The sequence below is a fragment of the Streptomyces sp. AC550_RSS872 genome, from assembly GCF_019049285.1.
Taxonomy (GTDB): Bacteria; Actinomycetota; Actinomycetes; order Streptomycetales; family Streptomycetaceae; genus Streptomyces.
In genome coordinates this window covers 240,546-258,028 of record NZ_JAGMUL010000026.1, presented here as the reverse complement: position 1 = coordinate 258,028, position 17,483 = coordinate 240,546, and the positions used below count along the sequence as shown (strand labels likewise).

12 protein-coding genes are annotated in these 17,483 nt (G+C 70.2%); 2 read left to right on the top strand and 10 right to left on the bottom strand.

Annotated elements, in window-relative coordinates:
* Positions 1–14 precede the first annotated feature (14 nt).
* From abc-f to KUM44_RS12805, 5 genes are all read right to left on the bottom strand, one after another.
* The gene (gene abc-f, locus KUM44_RS12825; protein ID WP_217207951.1) at positions 15–1,655 is read right to left on the bottom strand and encodes a ribosomal protection-like ABC-F family protein; all 1,641 of its coding nucleotides are present in this window, start codon (positions 1,653–1,655) and stop codon (positions 15–17) included.
* A 202-nt stretch (positions 1,656–1,857) separates the two neighbouring features.
* Entirely contained in the window at positions 1,858–2,880 is a 1,023-nt protein-coding gene (locus tag KUM44_RS12820) for an oxidoreductase (RefSeq protein WP_217207950.1), read from the bottom strand.
* 155 nt (positions 2,881–3,035) lie between these two features.
* Positions 3,036–4,739 (bottom strand): BCCT family transporter, encoded by a 1,704-nt coding sequence (locus KUM44_RS12815; protein ID WP_217207949.1) that lies wholly within the window; start codon positions 4,737–4,739, stop codon positions 3,036–3,038.
* 79 nt (positions 4,740–4,818) lie between these two features.
* On the bottom strand, positions 4,819–6,117 hold the full coding sequence (locus KUM44_RS12810; RefSeq protein ID WP_217207948.1) for a M14 family metallocarboxypeptidase: 1,299 nt from the start codon (positions 6,115–6,117) through the stop codon (positions 4,819–4,821).
* A complete protein-coding gene (locus KUM44_RS12805) occupies positions 6,114–8,072 on the bottom strand; it encodes a Xaa-Pro dipeptidyl-peptidase (RefSeq protein ID WP_217207947.1) in 1,959 nt (652 codons plus the stop codon). Before KUM44_RS12805 ends, KUM44_RS12810 begins: the two co-directional genes overlap by 4 nt.
* A gap of 208 nt (positions 8,073–8,280) precedes the next feature.
* On the opposite strand from KUM44_RS12805, the gene KUM44_RS12800 reads away from it, so the two are divergent.
* Positions 8,281–9,813, top strand: coding sequence for a M1 family metallopeptidase (locus tag KUM44_RS12800; RefSeq protein ID WP_217207946.1), 1,533 nt, complete (start codon positions 8,281–8,283; stop codon positions 9,811–9,813).
* A gap of 81 nt (positions 9,814–9,894) precedes the next feature.
* On the opposite strand, the gene KUM44_RS12795 is transcribed toward KUM44_RS12800, so the two are convergent.
* From KUM44_RS12795 to KUM44_RS12785, 3 genes are read right to left on the bottom strand one after another with little or no spacing between them, the layout of a single operon-like run.
* On the bottom strand, positions 9,895–10,797 hold the full coding sequence (locus KUM44_RS12795; protein ID WP_217207945.1) for a PfkB family carbohydrate kinase: 903 nt from the start codon (positions 10,795–10,797) through the stop codon (positions 9,895–9,897).
* Positions 10,794–11,282, bottom strand: coding sequence for a macro domain-containing protein (locus KUM44_RS12790; RefSeq protein WP_217207944.1), 489 nt, complete (start codon positions 11,280–11,282; stop codon positions 10,794–10,796). Before KUM44_RS12790 ends, KUM44_RS12795 begins: the two co-directional genes overlap by 4 nt.
* 49 nt (positions 11,283–11,331) lie before the next feature.
* Positions 11,332–12,798, bottom strand: coding sequence for an amino acid permease (locus KUM44_RS12785; RefSeq protein ID WP_217207943.1), 1,467 nt, complete (start codon positions 12,796–12,798; stop codon positions 11,332–11,334).
* Positions 12,799–13,029: 231 nt separating this feature from the next.
* On the opposite strand from KUM44_RS12785, the gene KUM44_RS12780 reads away from it, so the two are divergent.
* On the top strand, positions 13,030–13,764 hold the full coding sequence (locus KUM44_RS12780) for a MerR family transcriptional regulator (RefSeq protein WP_217207942.1): 735 nt from the start codon (positions 13,030–13,032) through the stop codon (positions 13,762–13,764).
* 214 nt (positions 13,765–13,978) lie between these two features.
* Here KUM44_RS12780 and KUM44_RS12775 read toward each other — a convergent pair whose 3' ends face one another.
* Both KUM44_RS12775 and KUM44_RS12770 read right to left on the bottom strand, forming a co-directional pair.
* Positions 13,979–16,153, bottom strand: a complete 2,175-nt coding sequence (locus tag KUM44_RS12775; protein ID WP_217207941.1) for a 3-hydroxyacyl-CoA dehydrogenase NAD-binding domain-containing protein — start codon at positions 16,151–16,153, stop codon at positions 13,979–13,981.
* 50 nt (positions 16,154–16,203) lie between these two features.
* On the bottom strand, positions 16,204–17,418 hold the full coding sequence (locus KUM44_RS12770) for an acetyl-CoA C-acetyltransferase (RefSeq protein ID WP_217207940.1): 1,215 nt from the start codon (positions 17,416–17,418) through the stop codon (positions 16,204–16,206).
* Positions 17,419–17,483: the final 65 nt, after the last annotated feature.

Here is a 17,483-nt window from a genome sequence, read left to right as displayed (position 1 = left end):
CCCGAGCACCGGGCCTAGCGTTCGGTCACCTTGCCGTCGGCGACCTCCAGACGGCGGGTGACGCGGACGGCGTCGAGCATCCGGCGGTCGTGGGTGACCAGGAGCAGCGTGCCCTCGTAGGCGTCCAGGGCCGATTCCAGCTGCTCGATGGCCGGCAGGTCGAGGTGGTTGGTGGGTTCGTCCAGGACGAGGAGGTTGACGCCCTTGCCCTGGAGGAGGGCGAGGGCCGCGCGGGTCCGTTCGCCCGGGGACAGGGTGGCCGCCGAGCGCAGGACGTGCTCCGCCTTCAGGCCGAACTTGGCCAGGAGGGTGCGGACTTCCGCCGGTTCGGTGTCCGGGACCGCGGCGCAGAAGGCGTCCAGCAGGGACTCCTCGCCGTGGAAGAGCTTGCGGGCCTGGTCGACCTCGCCGATGAGCACGCCGGAGCCGACGTGCGCCTGCCCCGCGGTCAGCGGGACGCGGCCCAGCAGGGCAGCCAGCAGCGTCGACTTGCCCGCGCCGTTGGCGCCGGTGACCGCCACCCGGTCCGCCCAGTCGATCTGGAGGGACACCGGGCCCAGGGTGAAGTCGCCGCGTCGTACCTCGGCGTCCCGCAGGGTAGCGACCACCGCCCCCGAGCGGGGCGCCGACGCGATCTCCATGCGCAGTTCCCACTCCTTGCGCGGTTCCTCGACGACATCCAGACGCTCGATCATGCGCTGGGTCTGGCGGGCCTTCGCGGCCTGCTTCTCGCTGGCCTCGCTGCGGAACTTGCGGCCGATCTTGTCGTTGTCGTTGTTCGCCTTGCGCCGGGCGTTCTTGACGCCCTTGTCCATCCAGGAGCGCTGCATCTGTGCCCGGTCCTGGAGGGCGGACTTCTTGTCGGCGTACTCCTCGTAGTCGTCGCGGGCGTGCCGGCGGGCCACCTCGCGTTCCTCCAGGTAGGCCTCGTAGCCGCCGCCGTAGAGGTTGATCTGCTGCTGGGCGAGGTCGAGTTCGAGGACCTTGGTGACGGTGCGGGTGAGGAACTCGCGGTCATGGCTGACGACCACGGTCCCGGCACGCAGACCGCCGACGAAGCGCTCCAGGCGCTCCAGGCCGTCGAGGTCGAGGTCGTTCGTCGGCTCGTCCAGCAGGAAGATGTCGTAGCGGGACAACAGGAGCGAGGCCAGCCCCGCGCGGGCCGCCTGTCCGCCCGACAGGGACGTCATCGGCTGGTCCAGGTCGACCGCCAGTCCCAGCGAGTCGGCGACCTCCTCGGCCCGCTCGTCGAGGTCGGCGCCGCCCAGGTCCAGCCAGCGCTCCAGGCTCGTGGCGTACGCGTCGTCCGCGCCGGGTGCCCCTTCGACGAGGGCCTGCGTCGCCTCGTCCATCACCCGCTGGGCCTCGGCGACTCCGGTGCGGCGGGCCAGGAACGCCCGGACGGTCTCGCCGGGACGCCGCTCGGGCTCCTGCGGGAGGTGGCCCACGGTCGCGGTCGGCGGGGACAGCCGCAGCTCGCCCTCCTCCGGTACGAGCAGCCCGGCGAGCAGCCGCAGCAGCGTGGACTTGCCCGCGCCGTTGGCCCCGACCAGCCCGATCACGTCGCCGGGCGCCACGACGAGGTCGAGCCCACTGAACAGGGAACGGTCACCGTGTCCGGCGGCGAGATTCTTGACGACGAGGGTTGCGGTCACAGGGAGCGATCCTAATGCGCGCGCTCCCTCGGACGCGTCGGCGTTTCCCGGCGCACAAGATCGCCGGGGCGGGCAACGCCCCCAAGGGGCGCGGGGCTGTATCGATGTGCGGCTCCGCCGCGTGGGCGCGACCAGCCACGACGGACCGGCAGACGCGTGACGGGACGACGGGGCACCCCCTCTCGCGACACCGAGCCGACCGCTACCGCGCCATGGCCTCCACCAACACACTCCCCGACGTGCGAGCCACAACGAACGACTCCCCTTTCACGGCCCGCGCATCCAGCGCGATCCGATGCCGCCCCGCCTCCAGCACCCCGTCGAACACCTCATGCGCATGGGTCCGGTACAGCCGGTCGACGCGATACGCGGTGAGGCGAACCCGGCACCGCGAGGTGACCTCGACCCCCGCCTCCCCGTCGGCGGCCACCAGCCGGATCAGCCGGCGCTGTTCGGCAGGGCTGCGGTCCAGGGCGTGTTCGATCTGCGCGACCAGCAACGGCACGATCGGCGCGAGGCCGTCGACGTACGCCACCTCGACCCCGGCGTCCGTGAAGGCGCGGCGTACGGCGGCGCGCTGCTCCACGCCGATGCCGCGGCCGAAGGCGACGGCGCCGTAGGTGCGCAGTTCGTCGGCTGCGACTCCGCTCACGTCGTGGGTGATCTCGGCGCCGATGCCGATGGTGCGCAGGGCGGCGGCGAGCTTGGCAAGGACGGCGACGCGGGCGCCGATGAGGAGTACGCGGCGCCGCGGCGCCGCGGCGTCGCGGTCGAGGAGGGAGCCGAGCGCCGCGCGGTACTCGGCGGCGCGGAAGCGGAAGGGGCCGATGCCGTGGTAGCCGTTGAGCTCCAGGTCGGCGTGTTCGTCGGTCTGCCAGGCGAAGTCCCGCCAGATGTAGTCGTCGCCGTCCTGGTCGATGAGCGCGGTGACCGCGCCGCAGGCGAGGTCCTCGCAGTCGGGGCATCCGTAGATGACGTACCGGCCGCCTGGAAGCGGGGCCTCCGCCTCCAGGAGCAGGCTGCGGACCTGGGCGGTGAAGATGGCGGGCGGGACGTCGGAGGCCAGCGGGGAGACGGCGTCGAGGTCGGAGAGCTGGAACAGCAGCGGGCGTCCGTCGACGATGAAGTCCACGAAGTCCCGGTGCACCTGGTAGTCACCGTTGGCGAGGACGCCACCGGCACGCATCGCCGGTGCCAGGCCGAAGGTCGCGTACTCGGCAGACATGGTGTGAGTATCCCCAGGACGGGACCGATATGAGCGCGGCATGACATATTCCGCTCATCGTCCCGGCTCCACCTCAGGGATTGCCGGGGGCGCGTTGATGGACCTGGGGGCGCAGGAGGCCGTCCTGACGCCTTCTCCGCCCCCAGGTGCCCCGGTCAGCCGTGGTCGTGGCCCAGTGGGTCGCCCTCCGTCTCCGTGCCGGGGCCCGGACCGACCCTGATCTCGAAGTCGCCGTCGTACCTCTTGTGGCCCTCGATCACGGCGAGTTCGACGGCCTCCGAACCCATCTCGTTGCGCACGATGATCGGGTCCCGGCGCAGGTCGCGCATGAGGGCGACGCACATGCCGATCATCACGAGGACGAACGGCGCCGCGGCCAGGATCGTGAGGTTCTGTAGGCCGGTGAGCGCGTCGCCCTGGCCGCTGCCGACGAGGAGCATGATGGCGGCGACGGCTCCGGTCACCACACCCCAGAACACGACGACGAAGCGGCCGGGTTCCAGGGCTCCCTTCTGGGAGAGGGTGCCCATCACGATGGAGGCGGCGTCGGCTCCGGAGACGAAGAAGATGCCGACGAGGATCATCACCAGCAGGCTGGTGGCGGTGGCGATGGGGAACTCCTGGAGGACGCCGAAGAGTTGGCCCTCGGGGGTCTCCTCGCCGCCGAGCGCGCCGCCCTCCTTCAGCTTCATGGCCGTACCGCCGAAGATCGCGAACCAGATCAGGCTGACGGTGCTGGGCACGAGGATGACGCCACCGACGAACTGGCGGATGGTGCGGCCGCGGCTGATCCGGGCGATGAACATGCCGACGAACGGCGTCCAGGAGATCCACCAGGCCCAGTAGAAGACGGTCCAGCTGCCGAGCCAGTCCGCGACGCCCTCGCCGCCGCTGGCCTCGGTGCGGCCGGCGAGCTGGGGCAGGTCGCCGAGGTAGGCGAAGATCGAGGTGGGCAGCAGGTCGAGCACGATGATCGTGGGGCCCGCGATGAACACGAAGAGCGCGAGGATCAGGGCGAGCACCATGTTGGTGTTGGACAGCCACTGGATGCCCCGCTCGATGCCGGAGATGGCGGAGGCCACGAAGGCGAGGGTCAGCACCGCGATGATCGCGACGAGCAGGCCGGTGCTCACGTCGTCCATCCAGTCCAGTTCCTGGAATCCGGAGCCGATCTGGAGGGCGCCCAGGCCCAGGGAGGCCGCGGAGCCGAAGACGGTGGCGATGATCGCGAGAATGTCGATCACCCGGCCGCCGGCGCCGTTCGCGTGCTTCTCCCCGATCAGCGGGGTGAAGACCGCGCTTATGGTCTGGCGCCGGCGTTTACGGAAGGTGCTGTAGGCGATGCCGAGTCCGACCACCGCGTAGATCGCCCAGGGGTGCAGCGTCCAGTGGAAGAGGGTGGTGGCCATCGCCGTCTCCATGCGTTCGCCGGAGTTGGCGGGGTTCGCGCCCGGGGGCGGGGTCGTGTAGTGCGAGAGCGGCTCGCTGACGCCGTAGAACATCAGGCCGATGCCCATGCCGGCGCTGAACATCATCGCGACCCAGGAGACGGTCTTGAACTCCGGTTTCTCGCCCTCGGCGCCGAGGTGGATGCGGCCGTAGCGGCTGATCGCGAGCCACAGCGCGAACACCACGAAGCACGAGGCGGCGAGCATGAAGGCCCAGCCGCCGTTGTGGATCAGGCCGTTCAGCATCTTCGTGGACACGCTCTCCAGCGAGTCCGTGGCAGCCCAGCCCCAGATCACGAAAGCCACGGTGATGGCGGCGGTGACGCCGAACACCACTCGGTCTGTGCTGGGGTGGCCGGAAACGTCCGACGGACCTTCCCGGCCACCTCTCTTCTTCAGATCCTCAGTCATCTGCGGCACCTTCCCCGGTGAACGGTGGATACGCCGGTTCCACGTCGTCTCCCAGGACCTACCACAGATCCCGTCGATCTCAGCCGTTTGTGCAGTGGGTGTCGGGTTGACCGGCCGTGATGCGGTACGGGGCGCGCTCGTCGAGGAGCAGCGGGACGAGGTTGCGCAGGGACTGGCGGAGCGGGACCAGGGCGCCGGTGGAGGTCGCCCTGGACTTCACTCCGTGCAGCGCCAGTTCGTCCTTCACCTGCCGGTACTGGTCGGTGGTGAGCCGGTAGCCGCAGGGCGGGTCCTGGATCACCTCGGCGGGCTCGGGCTCGTCGTTGTCGGCGCCGCCGACGTAGACGGGCCCGGTGTCGGCGAAGCCCGCGAGACGGGCCGTGCCGGTCGCCGTCTCGACCTGTCGGCGACGGACGTCGGTGAAGTCGAACAGGCCGTCCAGCGCGGCCAGTTGGGAGTACACCCGACGCCGGTTGTTGAGCGATGCGTCGGCCTTCTCCTCCTCGGTCAGGGGGTCGACGCGGCTCTCGATGAGCAGGCCCACCGAGTGCTTGATGCCGGACATGTTCCGCAGAATGCGTTCCTGTCCGTCACCGGCGACCTGCTTGATCGGTTCGCCCGTCACGGGGTCGGTCCAGATGCCGTACGTGCCCGTCGAGTAGCCGGAGCCGGTCGCGGCGGGGCGCACATAGGCCCGGGACAGGGTCTGCGCCTCGTCGTGGACGTGCGCGTCCGTGTTGAGGTTGCGCGGCCACAGGTCGAACAGGTCCTTGTCGTAGTACTGCGGTGTTGCGCCGTACTCGTGCAGGTCGTAGATCACGTCGGGGCGTTGGTCGCGGACGACCGCGGCCATGGCGCGGCCCTCGGCGGTCCGCAGCGCGAGGTGGTCGCGGTTGATGTCCACGCCGTCGCTGTTGCCCCGGGTGTCGGCGGCCCGGCCGTCGGGGTTGGCGGTGGGCACGACCAGCAGGGTGGTGCGCTCCAGGAAGCGCCGGGTCTGGCGGTCCTTGGCGTAGGCCAGATCGCGGACGGTGGAAAGACAGGCCTCGCGGCCGGACGGTTCGTCGCCGTGCTGGCTGCACACCAGCAGCACCTTGTTCGGGGCGGGGCGGGTGCCGATCCGGACCAGCTGGAGCGGACGGTCCTGCTTCGTCGTACCGACGCGGGTGACGGAGACCCGGTCGCTCGCCCTGTCGACGGCCCTGAGGAAGCTCTGCTCCTCCTGCTGGCTGGTCCAGCGGGCGCCGTTCGACTGCTCGAAGCCGGTGCGGGGCGGGGAGTCGGCCGCCTGGGCGGGCACCGCCACGAGGGACGCGGCGAGGGCCCCGGCGGCGAGGGTCAGGGTGCGGGTTCGGGTACGGGTAGGGGTACGGGTCACCGGCCTCCCTCCGGGATGCGCTGGGCGGTGCGCGGCGGGGCCACGCCGTCGAGGGGCCTGGTCTCGGGAGTCGCGGCGACGGATCCCGCCGTGGCGCGGGCGAAGGCGTGGGCGCCGCCCACCAGCGGGACGCGGGCCTTCGTGCGGGAGAGGTCGACGGTGAGGGTCGGCTTGGTCGACGGCGGGTCGATCAGGTCCTTGTCCGTTCCCGCGACGATCAGGGCGAGACGGTGGCCGGCCGGGACGACGTGGTCGGTGGCCGCCAGGTCGAGGGTGATCGTGTACGCCTTGCCCGGGGTGAGCGGTACGCCCTTGCGGTCCGAGGCGTAGTTCCCCAGGTCGGCCCAGCCGCGGCTGACGACCGTGTAGTCGACGTCGGCGGTCTTGGCCTTCGTCTCCTTGAAGCAGGCGCTGTCGCCGGTGGTGCTCAAGCCCCAGCAGGTGCGGTCGGTGAGCGTGCTGATGCCCTCACCGCTCACCGCGTAGTCGCGGATGGTGTCGGGGCCGAGGTCCACGAGCACGGCGGAGAGGTGTGCCGTCGAGGTGGTCGGGGTCGCGGTGACGGTGACCTCGGAGGAGCCGGACAGACGCAGGTCACGGGTGAGCGGCTTGGTGATGAAGCCCGCCTTGTCGGGGGTGGACCGGTCGATGTGTGCGGCCCAGTCGGTCTCGCCGCGCTGCGGGTCGTCGGTGAAGGTCTCGGTGCCCTTGCCCTGACGCAGGCCGAGGGTGCCGACGCCGGCCTGGCTGCCCTGGGCGGGGCGCAGGGTGGTCGTGTCGGTGCCGCGCGGCGGCCAGACCTTGGAGGTGACCCACTGGTCGGGGTGGCGTTCGATGTCGGCCATCGGCTCACGGTCGATGCCGTTGTCGTAGCCGAGGAGTTCGTGGTCGAACCAGCGGTGCAGGGTCTCGACCCACTCGGCGCGGCGGAAGTCGAACGGGTCGACATGGCCGGTCTGGGAGAGCCAGATCTTGCGCTCGACGCCGTTCTTCGCGAGGGCGTCCCACCACTGGCCGACGTGCTTCATCCGCACGTTGAGGTCCTGCATGCCGTGGATCAGGAAGACGCTGGCCCTTACCTTGCGGGCGTCCTTCACGTAGTCCCGCTCGGTCCACAGGGGCGTCCAGTCGCCGGTGCGCGGGGCCCCGTCGACGAGCTTCTGCTGGACAGCGGCGCACTTGGCTCGGGCGTCGGGGCTGTTGACGTAGTCGGACAGCGCGTCGGGGCCGGAATCGTAGAGCGGGGCGCCCTGCTGGAAGTAGTAGTCGTACCAGGACGAGATGGCGCTGATCGGGACGATGGTCTTCAGGCCCTCGACGCCGGTGGCGGCGACGCCGTTGGCGATGGTGCCGTCCCAGCTCTTGCCGATCATTCCGGTGCGGCCGTTGGTCCAGGTCGCTTGGGCCTTGGTGGTGCCGGTGCGGGTCGTGTACGCCTTGGCGCGGCCGTTCAGCCAGTCGACGACGGCCTTCGCGGAGAGGATGTCGGAGCGGCCGCCGACGTCCACGCAGCCGTCGGAGCGGTTGGTGCCGGCGAGGTCGACGCCGACGAAGGCGTAGCCGCGGGGCACGAAGTAGTTGTCGTAGAACAGCGGCATCTGTACGACGTCGCCGTTCGCGTCGTACGTCTTCTTCTGGCTCTCGTTGCCGCGCCCGCAGCAGGAGTAGTAGGGGCTGGCGTCCATGACGACCGGCACCTTGCGGCCCTGCGCGGCCGCCTCGCGGGGCCGGACGACGTCGACGGCGACGCGGTCGTGCCGGCCGTCGCGGTCGAGATCGAGCCCCGTGTCCACCCATACGGCCTCGCGGATGGCGTTCTCGTACGAGTAGACCGGCTTGCTCTCCCGCGGGACGGCGGCCTGCGCCGCGGCGGGGGCGAGGAACGTGGCCAGCAGGGCGGCTGTGGCCGCCGCCGCGAGCTGTCTGAAGATCGTGAAGCGCATGCGTTTCGGCATGCGCGGACGGTACATCGGTGAACTCCTGTGCAGAAGAGGGCGGCTGATGGCGTATGAGGTCCGGTGTGGCCGATAAACGCCCCTGGGGCGGGTCCGCCCATTGCGGCCGAATGGCGATCGTGTGACAGCGGTGGTCATGGACACATCGGAGCCACAGGTACTGAATAGGCTCCGGACAGACTTCGGGCCCCTACGACTTGGAGCTTTCGTGCACCGCAGAATCATGGCGCCGGGCGCGCTCGCAGCCGCCTCTCTGATGCTGGCGATCCCGGCGTCGGCCGCGACCCCCTCCCCCGGCGCTCCGGGCATCGGCGACCCCTACTACCCGGCCTACGGCAACGGCGGATACGACGTCTCGCACTACGACCTCCGGCTGAAGTACCAGCCGGCCACGGACGAGTTGGAGGGGACGGCGACGCTGCTGGCGAGGACCACGCAGGATCTGTCCCGGTTCAATCTGGACTTCCTCCTGGACGTCAGCGAGGTCCGGGTCAATGGCGCGAAGGCGTCGTTCGTGACGTCCGGCGAACATGAGCTGGAGATCACACCGAAGGCCCCCCTGGCCAAGGGCACGGCCATCACGGTCGTCGTGCGCTACCGCGGTGTGCCGTCGTCGAAGGAGGCGTACGGCGGCTTCACCAGCTGGCACCGCACTCCGGACGGCGGCGCCGCGGCGAACGAGCCCGAGGCCGCCTGGTGGTGGTTCCCGAGCAACGACCACCCGCTCGACAAGGCGACGTTCGACGTGTCGGTGCAGGTCCCGGACGGTACGCAGGCCATCTCCAACGGCACGCTCCAGTCGACGAGTTCACGGCTGGGCTGGACCCGCTACAACTGGCGCTCCGACAAACCGCAGGCGACGTATCTCGCCACGCTCGCGGTCGGCAGGTTCGACGTGACCACGGGGACGAGCGAGAGCGGCATTCCGGTCATCAACGCCTACAGCAAGGACCTGGGCGACAAGGCCGGTGCGGCGAAGGCGAGCATCGAGCGGACCGGGGAGATCGCCGACTGGCTGAGCGAGTACTTCGGGCCGTACCCCTACAACGCGCTCGGCGGGTATGTGCCGAACACCGACACCGGGTACGCACTGGAGACGCAGACCCGGCCGTACTACAGCCCGCGGAACTTCGCGAACGGGTCGAACACCAACATCGTCGTCCATGAGCTGGCCCACCAGTGGTACGGCGACCTGGTGTCCGTCAAGGGCTGGAAGGACATCTGGATCAACGAGGGCTTCGCGCGGTACGCGCAGTGGCTGTGGTCGGAGCACGAGGGCGAGGGGACGGCGCAGGAGATCGCCGACTACGTGTACGCCTCACGTGCGGCCGACGATGCCTTCTGGCAGGTGCGGCCCGGTGATCCCGGGCCGGAGAACCAGTTCCACCTCGCGGTCTACGACCGGGGTGCGCTGACGCTTCAGGCGCTGCGCAACGAGATCGGTGACGACGCGTTCTTCGCCATCCTCAAGGGCTGGCCGCAGAAGTACGCCCACGGCAACGCCTCGGTGGCCGACTTCCAGCGGTACGCCGAGGAGGTGTCCAGGAAGCCGCTGGCGGCGCTCTTCGGCACCTGGCTGTTCCAGCCGTCGAAGCCGGGTGCTGCCGCGGCTCGGGCGGCGTCGGTTGCGAAGGTGGCCGGGGTCCCGGTGCAGCCGAAGTCCTGGAAGAAGATCGCTGCGACCAATGACGTGCACGAGCACGAGCACAAGCGCGATCACGAGCACGAGCACGAGCGCTGAGTGCGCCGCTGGATGCGCGGCGTCATGTCGTCGGGCGGCTGCCGGCTGCGTCGTGGTTGATCGCGCAGTTCCCCGTGCTCCTCAGGGGGTCGCAGTGCGCCCGAGCAGTTCGTTCGGCCCTATTGCATCCGTCTCTGTCGACGGCACTGTGCACGCGTGGGCGCCGGCGATCGTGCCGTACAGGGCGCTGCGGCGGGGGGTCTCGCGGTTCAGCCAGGCGTAGAGGAACGCGGCGGCGAAGGCGTCGCCCGCGCCGTTGGAGTCCACCACCGGCGCGGGCGGTGTCGCGGCGGGTACGTGGATCAGCTCTTCGTCGGCCAGTACGTACGCGCCCTTCGCGCCTGCCGTGGCCACGACCACCTCGGCCCGGCCGCGGTCGGCGATCCGGCGCATCGTCCGCTCGGGGTCGGCCAGTGCGGAGGCGGACAGGAAGACGACGTCCGCGGCCTGTGCGAACGGCTCGTGGTACGGGTTCTCGCCGTCCCAGTCGTGCAGGTCGGTGGAGAGCGTCGAGCCCGACTCGCGCAGGAGCGGCAGTGCGTGGGCGCAGGGCTGGGTGATGGTGACGTGGACGTGGCGGCTCGCCTCGGCCAGGGCGCGCAGCGTGGCCTCCGGGAAGCGGTCGTCGACGTGGGCGCGGCTCGTGTCGTACAGCGACAGCCGCCTGCCGTCGGGGCCGACGAGGTTGACGGCACGCTTCGTCCCCGCGGGCTGCGGGATCGCGGTGAGCGCGATGCCCTTCTCGCGGTGCAGGGCGCGGACGAGATCCCCCTCGGGGTCGTCACCGAGGAAGTCGAGGTGATGGGTACGCAGCCCGAGGGCGCTCAGACCGATGGCGACGAAGTCCCCGGTCTGACCGGCGCGGGCCTGGATCCCGCTGTCGATCATGTAGCTGTCGGCGTACGGGAGCGGCAGCTCGGGGACGTACACGATGGTGTCCACCCCGGCCCCGCCCAGCACGAGCACGTCGATGTCGCGGCTCAACCTGCGCCCTCCCCATGGTCGTAGACCGTGACGGCGATCCCGCGTCGCACCAACCGCTCGGTGATCAGCGGTTCGACACGGGACCACTTGCCACCGGCCAGCCCACACCCTATGCGCGGCATGTGCACGGACGCGCCGAGTTCGGCCGCCTTGTCGGCCAGCCGTGCCAGGGCCGCCTCGATCGCCTCGTAGCGCACGGGCACACCCTTGCTGCCGGTGCGGATCCCGCGCTGCCCGACCATGTTGGCCACCCAGACGTACGGCTCGACCTGGACGAACTGCACCGCGCCCAGCCCGAAGTCGTTAGCGGCGCGCTCGCGGTGCCATGCGCGGTAGGACTTCTCCGGCTGCGGCCAGCGGCGCGATATGGCCAGGACGAAGCCCTTCCCCCATCCCCCTATGTCGTTGCAGACATGGGCGATCACCTTGACGCCCTTCACCGACGGAACGGTGGCGTCACCCCGGATGTAAGTGATCTCCGACATGACGCCACCGTAGAGGCCGCCACTGACAACGGCCTCCGAATACTTCGTGCTACTTCGTGAGGTCGGCCAGCTCCCGGTCCTCCGCGCGGGCGACCCGGCGGCGGACCGCGAACCAGCCGCCGACCAGCATCAGGGCGATGACCGGGATGAGGAGGAGGGTCTTGCGGCCGACTTCGGGGTCGTTCCACATCAGGCCGAGCACGGCGACCAGGAAGGCGATGGTCACGATCTCGGTGACCGGGCTGCCCGGGAGGCGGAAGCCGGGCCGGGTGACCAGGCCCGCCTTGGCGCGGCGGACGAAGAGCAGGTGGCAGATCATGATGATCACCCAGGTCGAGATGATGCCGAGGGAGGCGACGTTCAGCACGATCTCGAAGGCCTGGCTGGGCATGAGGTAGTTCAGGCCGACGCCGAGGACGCACACCGCGCAGGTGAGCAGGATGCCGCCGTACGGGACCTGGCTGCGGTTCATCCGGGCCGTGAACCTGGGCGCCGAACCCGCCATCGCCATCGAGCGGAGGATGCGGCCGGTGGAGTACAGGCCGGAGTTGAGGGAGGACATCGCGGCCGTCAGGACCACCAGGTTCATCACGTCGCCCGCGCCCTCGACGCCGATCTTCGACAGGACCGTGACGAAGGGGCTCTCGTCGGCCGAGTAGACCGAGCCGGGCAGGAGGAGGGCGAGGAGGACGACCGAGCCGACGTAGAAGAGGCCGACGCGCCACATGATCGAGTTCACCGCGCGCGGGACGACCTTCTCCGGCTCGGCGGTCTCGCCCGCGGCGACGCCGACCAGCTCCAGCGCGGCGTACGCGAAGATCACGCCCTGCATGACGAGGACGACGGGCATCAGGCCGTGCGGGAGGACGCCGCCGTGGTCGGTGATCACGTCCAGGCCCGGGGTCCGGCCGCCGACCTCGTGCTGGGTGGCGAGCAGGAAGATGCCGACGAACATGAAGGCGACGAGCGTCGCGACCTTGATGATCGCGAACCAGAACTCCATCTCGCCGAAGATCTTCACCGAGATCAGGTTCACCGCCAGGACCACCGCGAGGGCGGCCAGGGCGAGCACCCACTGCGGGATGTCGGTGAACAGGCTCCAGTAGTGCGTGTAGAGCGCGATGGCGGTGATGTCGGCGATACCGGTCGTCGACCAGTTCAGGAAGTACATCCAGCCGGCGACGTACGCGCCCTTCTCGCCGAGGAACTCACGCGCGTACGACACGAAGGAACCGGACGACGGGCGGTACAGGACGAGCTCGCCCAGCGCCCGGACCACGAAGAAGGCGAAGATGCCGCAGACCAGGTAGGCGATCGCGAGCGCCGGGCCCGCGTTGTGGAGGCGGCCGCCGGCGCCGAGGAAGAGGCCGGTGCCGATGGCCCCGCCGATGGCGATCATGTTGACGTGGCGGGCCTTGAGGTCCTTGCTGTAACCGGCGTCGCCCGCGTCCGCGGGCATCTGGGCCGCGTCGCTGCGAGGTGCGGCCACGGCCGTGTTCACGGCGTCCTTGCTCACGGGTGGTACCACTCTCTGGTGCGCCCGAGCGGGTCTCGCTTCGGGTGTCCGGACGTGCGTATGGCCTGCGCCCTCGGTAAAGGCGCAGACCAAGGGGTCACCTTCCCCCAGAGCACGCGGCTCACGCGGTGGCACATGTCACAGAGCGTTAATTCTCACACGGCACTTCCGCACCGTCCTCGTCGTCACCTGAGGTGTCACAGCACTGGTGAGACAGCGATACTGCTGCACATGACGACCGGCACGGAGGAGACGACCCTCACGATCGACGAGCTGGCCGCGCGGGCGGGCGTGACGGTCCGCACGGTGCGGTTCTACGGCACGAAGGGGCTGCTGCCGCCGCCGGTGCTCGGTCCGCGCAGAGTGGGGCACTACGGGCGGGACCATCTGGCCCGGCTGGCGCTCATCGAGGAGTTGCAGCAGCAGGGGATGACGCTCGCCGCGATCGAGCGGTATCTGCACCAGTTGCCGCCGGATCTGGACGCCCATGACCTCGCCATCCACCGGGCCGTGGTGGCGTCCTGGGCGCCGGACGCCGTGGAGACGGTGACGCGGGGGGAGCTGGAGCGGCGGGCGGGGCGGGGGCTCGGCGACGAGGACGTGGAGCGACTGGTCGCGATGGGGGTGGTCGAAACGGGCGGCGGTGCCGATGGTGGTGGCGGTGACTGTCGCGTCGATCTCGGGCTGCTGCGGCTCGGGGTCGGGCTGCTGGACGTGCCGCTGTCACAGGAGGCGATCCTCGCGGCGCGCAAGGTCCTCATCGAGCACTCGCGTGCCGTCGCGCATGAGTTGTCACAGCTGTTCCGTGGGGAGGTATCGGAGCGTGCCGCGCAGGATGTGCGGTCGTTGTCCGCGTCCATGCAGCCTGTGGTGGTGCAGGCGCTGTTGACGACTTTTCAGCGGTCGTTGCGCGAGGAGTTGCGGGAGTGGCTGGGCGGCATGTCCGAGGAAGACGGCTCCCCCTGACAGTTCCTCGCCCCCGCCGCCCCTACCCGTCCCGTCCCTGGGGGCTGCGCCCCCAGACCCCCGCATCGGCCCTGCGGGCCTCGTCCTCAAACGCCGGACGGGCTGAAATACCCAGCCCCTCCGGCGTTTGAGGAGCGGGGTCTGGGGCGGAGCCCCAGAAGGACGGGACGGGTAGGGGCGGCGGGGGCGAGGAAAAGCCCCGTCGCGCCCGGCGTCATGCGTCGCCGAAGCGCTCCCCCTTCTCCGCCTTCTCCACCAGCAACGCCGGCGGAGCGAACCGCTCCCCGTACCGTTCCGCCAGCTCACGCGCGCGGGCCACGAAGCCGGGGACGCCGCCCTCGTAGCCGTTGATGTACTGGAGGACACCCCCGGTCCAGCCGGGGAAGCCGATGCCGAAGACGGAGCCGATGTTGGCGTCGGCGACGGACGTCAGGACGCCCTCCTCCAGGAGCCGGACCGTGTCCAGGGCCTCGGAGAACAGCATGCGTTCCTGCATGTCCCGGAAGGGGATCTCCGCGCCCTCGCGGGTGAAGTGCTCGCGCAGGCCCGGCCACAGGGCGGCACGCCTGCCGTCGGCGTCGTAGTCGTAGAAGCCCGCCCCACCGCTGCGGCCCTCGCGGCCGAACTCGTCGACCATACGGTCGATGACGGCCTCGGCGGGGTGGGACGTCCAGGTGCCCCCCGCCTCCTCCACGGCCCGCTTGGACTCGCCCCGGATCTTGCGCGGGAGGGTGAGCGTCAGCTCGTCCATCAGGGAGAGGACCTTGGCCGGGTAACCGGCCTGGGCCGCCGCCTGTTCGACCGACGCGGGCTCGATGCCCTCACCGACCATCGCCACGCCCTCGTTGATGAAGTGGCCGATGACACGGGAGGTGAAGAAGCCGTGGGAGTCGTTGACGACGATCGGCGTCTTCCTGATCTGCCGGACCAGGTCGAAGGCCCGGGCCAGCGCCTCGTCCCCGGTCCGCTCGCCCTTGATGATCTCCACCAGCGGCATCTTGTCGACGGGCGAGAAGAAGTGCAGTCCGATGAAGTCGGCCTGACGGTCCACACCCTCGGCCAGCACCGTGATCGGCAAGGTCGACGTGTTGGAGCACAGCAGGGCGTCCGGCTCGACGATGTCCTGGATCTCCTGGAAGACCTTGTGCTTCAGCTCCGGGTTCTCGAAGACGGCCTCGATGACCGCGTCGCAGCCGGCCACGTCCTGCGGGTCGGCCGTGGCGGTGATGCGGGCGAGGAGCGCGTCGGCCTTCTCCCGGGTCGTACGGCCCCGCGACACCGCCTTGGCGCACAGCTTCTCGGAGTAGCCCTTGCCCTTGAGGGCCGCCTCCAGTGACACGTCCTTCAGGACGACGTCGATCCCTGCGCGGGCGCAGGAGTATGCGATGCCCGCGCCCATCATCCCGGCGCCCAGGACGGCGACCTTGCGGACCGGGCGGGACTCGATGCCCTTGGGGCGGTTGGCGCCGGAGTTGACGGCCTGGAGGTCGAAGAAGAACGCCTGGATCATGTTCTTGGAGGTCTGGCCCGCCGCCAGCTCCACGAAGTAGCGGGCCTCGATGACCTGTGCCGTCTCGAAGTCGACCTGGGCGCCCTCGACGGCGGCCGCGAGGATGTTGCGCGGGGCCGGGTAGGGAGCGCCGTTCGTCTGCTTGCGCAGGGTGGCCGGGAAGGCGGGCAGGTTCGCCGCGAACTTGGGGTTGGCGGGCGTGCCGCCGGGGATCTTGTAGCCCGGCTTGTCCCAGGGCTGCTGCGACTCGGGGTGGGCCTCGATGAAGGCGCGGGCCTTGGCGAGCAGTTCCTCCTGGGTGGCGGCCACGTCGTCGATCAGGCCGTTCTGGAGGGCACGCTGCGGGTTGTACTGGGTGCCCTGGAGGAGGACCTTCAGCAGGGCGTCGGCGATGCCGAGGAGGCGGACGGTGCGGACGACGCCGCCTCCGCCCGGCAGCAGCCCGAGGGTGACCTCGGGGCAGCCGATCTTGGAGCCGGGTGCGTCGAGGGCGACGCGGTGGTGGCAGGCGAGCGCGATCTCGTAACCGCCGCCCAGGGCCGCGCCGTTCATCGCGGCGACGACCGGCTTGCCCAGGGTCTCGATGCGGCGCAGGTTGCGCTTGATGGCCAGGCCGCCGTCGAACAGCTCCTGTGCCGTATCGGGCGTGACGCGGATCAGGTCGCGCAGGTCGCCGCCGGCGAAGAACGTCTTCTTGGCGGAGGTGATGATGACACCGCGGATGGTGTCCTTCTCCGCCTCCAGCCGGTCGGTGATCACGGCGAGGGAGTCGCGGAACGCCTGGTTCATGGTGTTCGCGGACTGGTTGGGGTCGTCGAGGACGAGGGTGACGACGCCGGCGCGGTCCTGTTCCCAGCGGATGGTGGTGCTCTGTGTCATGACGGGGGTCTCCGTTGAAGTCTCTGAAGTCTCTTGGTTCCGCCGGGTGTTCAGATGCGCTCGACGATCGTGGCGATGCCCATGCCGCCGCCCACGCAGAGGGTCGCGAGGCCGTACCGCTTGTCCTGGCGCTCGAGTTCGTCGATCAGGCTGCCCAGGATCATCGCGCCGGTCGCGCCGAGCGGGTGGCCGAGGGCGATGGCGCCGCCGTTGACGTTGACCTTGTCCAAGGACAGGCCCATGTCCTTGACGAACCGCAGGACGACCGCCGCGAAGGCCTCGTTGATCTCGACGAGGTCGATGTCGTCGATGGTCAGCCCGGCCTTGGCGAGCGCCTTGCGGGTGGCGGGCGCGGGGCCGGTGAGCATGATGGTGGGCTCGGAGCCGGAGACGGCGGCGGAGACGATCCGCGCGCGGGGGGTGAGCCCGTGGCGGTCGCCGACCTCCTTCGAGCCGATGGCGACCAGGGAGGCGCCGTCGACGATGCCGGAGGAGTTGCCCGCGTGGTGGACGTGGTCGATCTTCTCGACCCAGTGGTACTTCTGGAGGGCCACGGCGTCGAAGCCGCCCAGGTCGCCGATGTCCGCGAAGGACGGCTTCAGCTTGGCGAGGGAGTCGGCGGTCGTACCCGGGCGCAGGTGCTCGTCGTGGTCGAGGACCGTCAGGCCGCTGCGGTCCTTCACGGGTACGACGGAACGGTCGAAGCGGCCCTCCTTCCAGGCCGTCGCCGCCCGCTCCTGGGAGAGCGCCGCGTACTCGTCGACGTCGCGGCGCGAGAAGCCCTCGATGGTGGCGATGAGGTCGGCGCCGATGCCCTGCGGCACGAAGTTCACGGCGAGGTTGGTCATCGGGTCGTTGAACCAGGCGCCGCCGTCCGAGGCCATCGGCACCCGGGACATGGACTCGACGCCGCCCGCGAGGACGAGGTCCTCCCAGCCGGAGCGCACCTTGGCGGCGGCCAGGTTGACGGCCTCCAGGCCCGAGGCGCAGAAGCGGTTCTCCTGTACGCCGGCCACCGTGTCCGGCAGCCCGGCGGCGATGGCGGCGATGCGGGCGATGTCGGAGCCCTGGTCGCCGACCGGGCCGACGACGCCCAGCACGATGTCGTCGACGGCGGCCGGGTCGAGGCCGGGGAAGCGGTCGCGGATCTCGTGGATGAGGCCGACGACGAGGTCGATCGGCTTGGTGCCGTGCAGGGCGCCGCCCGCCTTGCCGCGGCCGCGCGGGGTGCGGATCGCGTCGTACACGTACGCTTCGGTGCTCACAGGGAAGCCTTTCGAGGGTGAGGGTCTGCCTAGCGAGGGTGAGGGTCTGCCTAGCAAGGGGGATT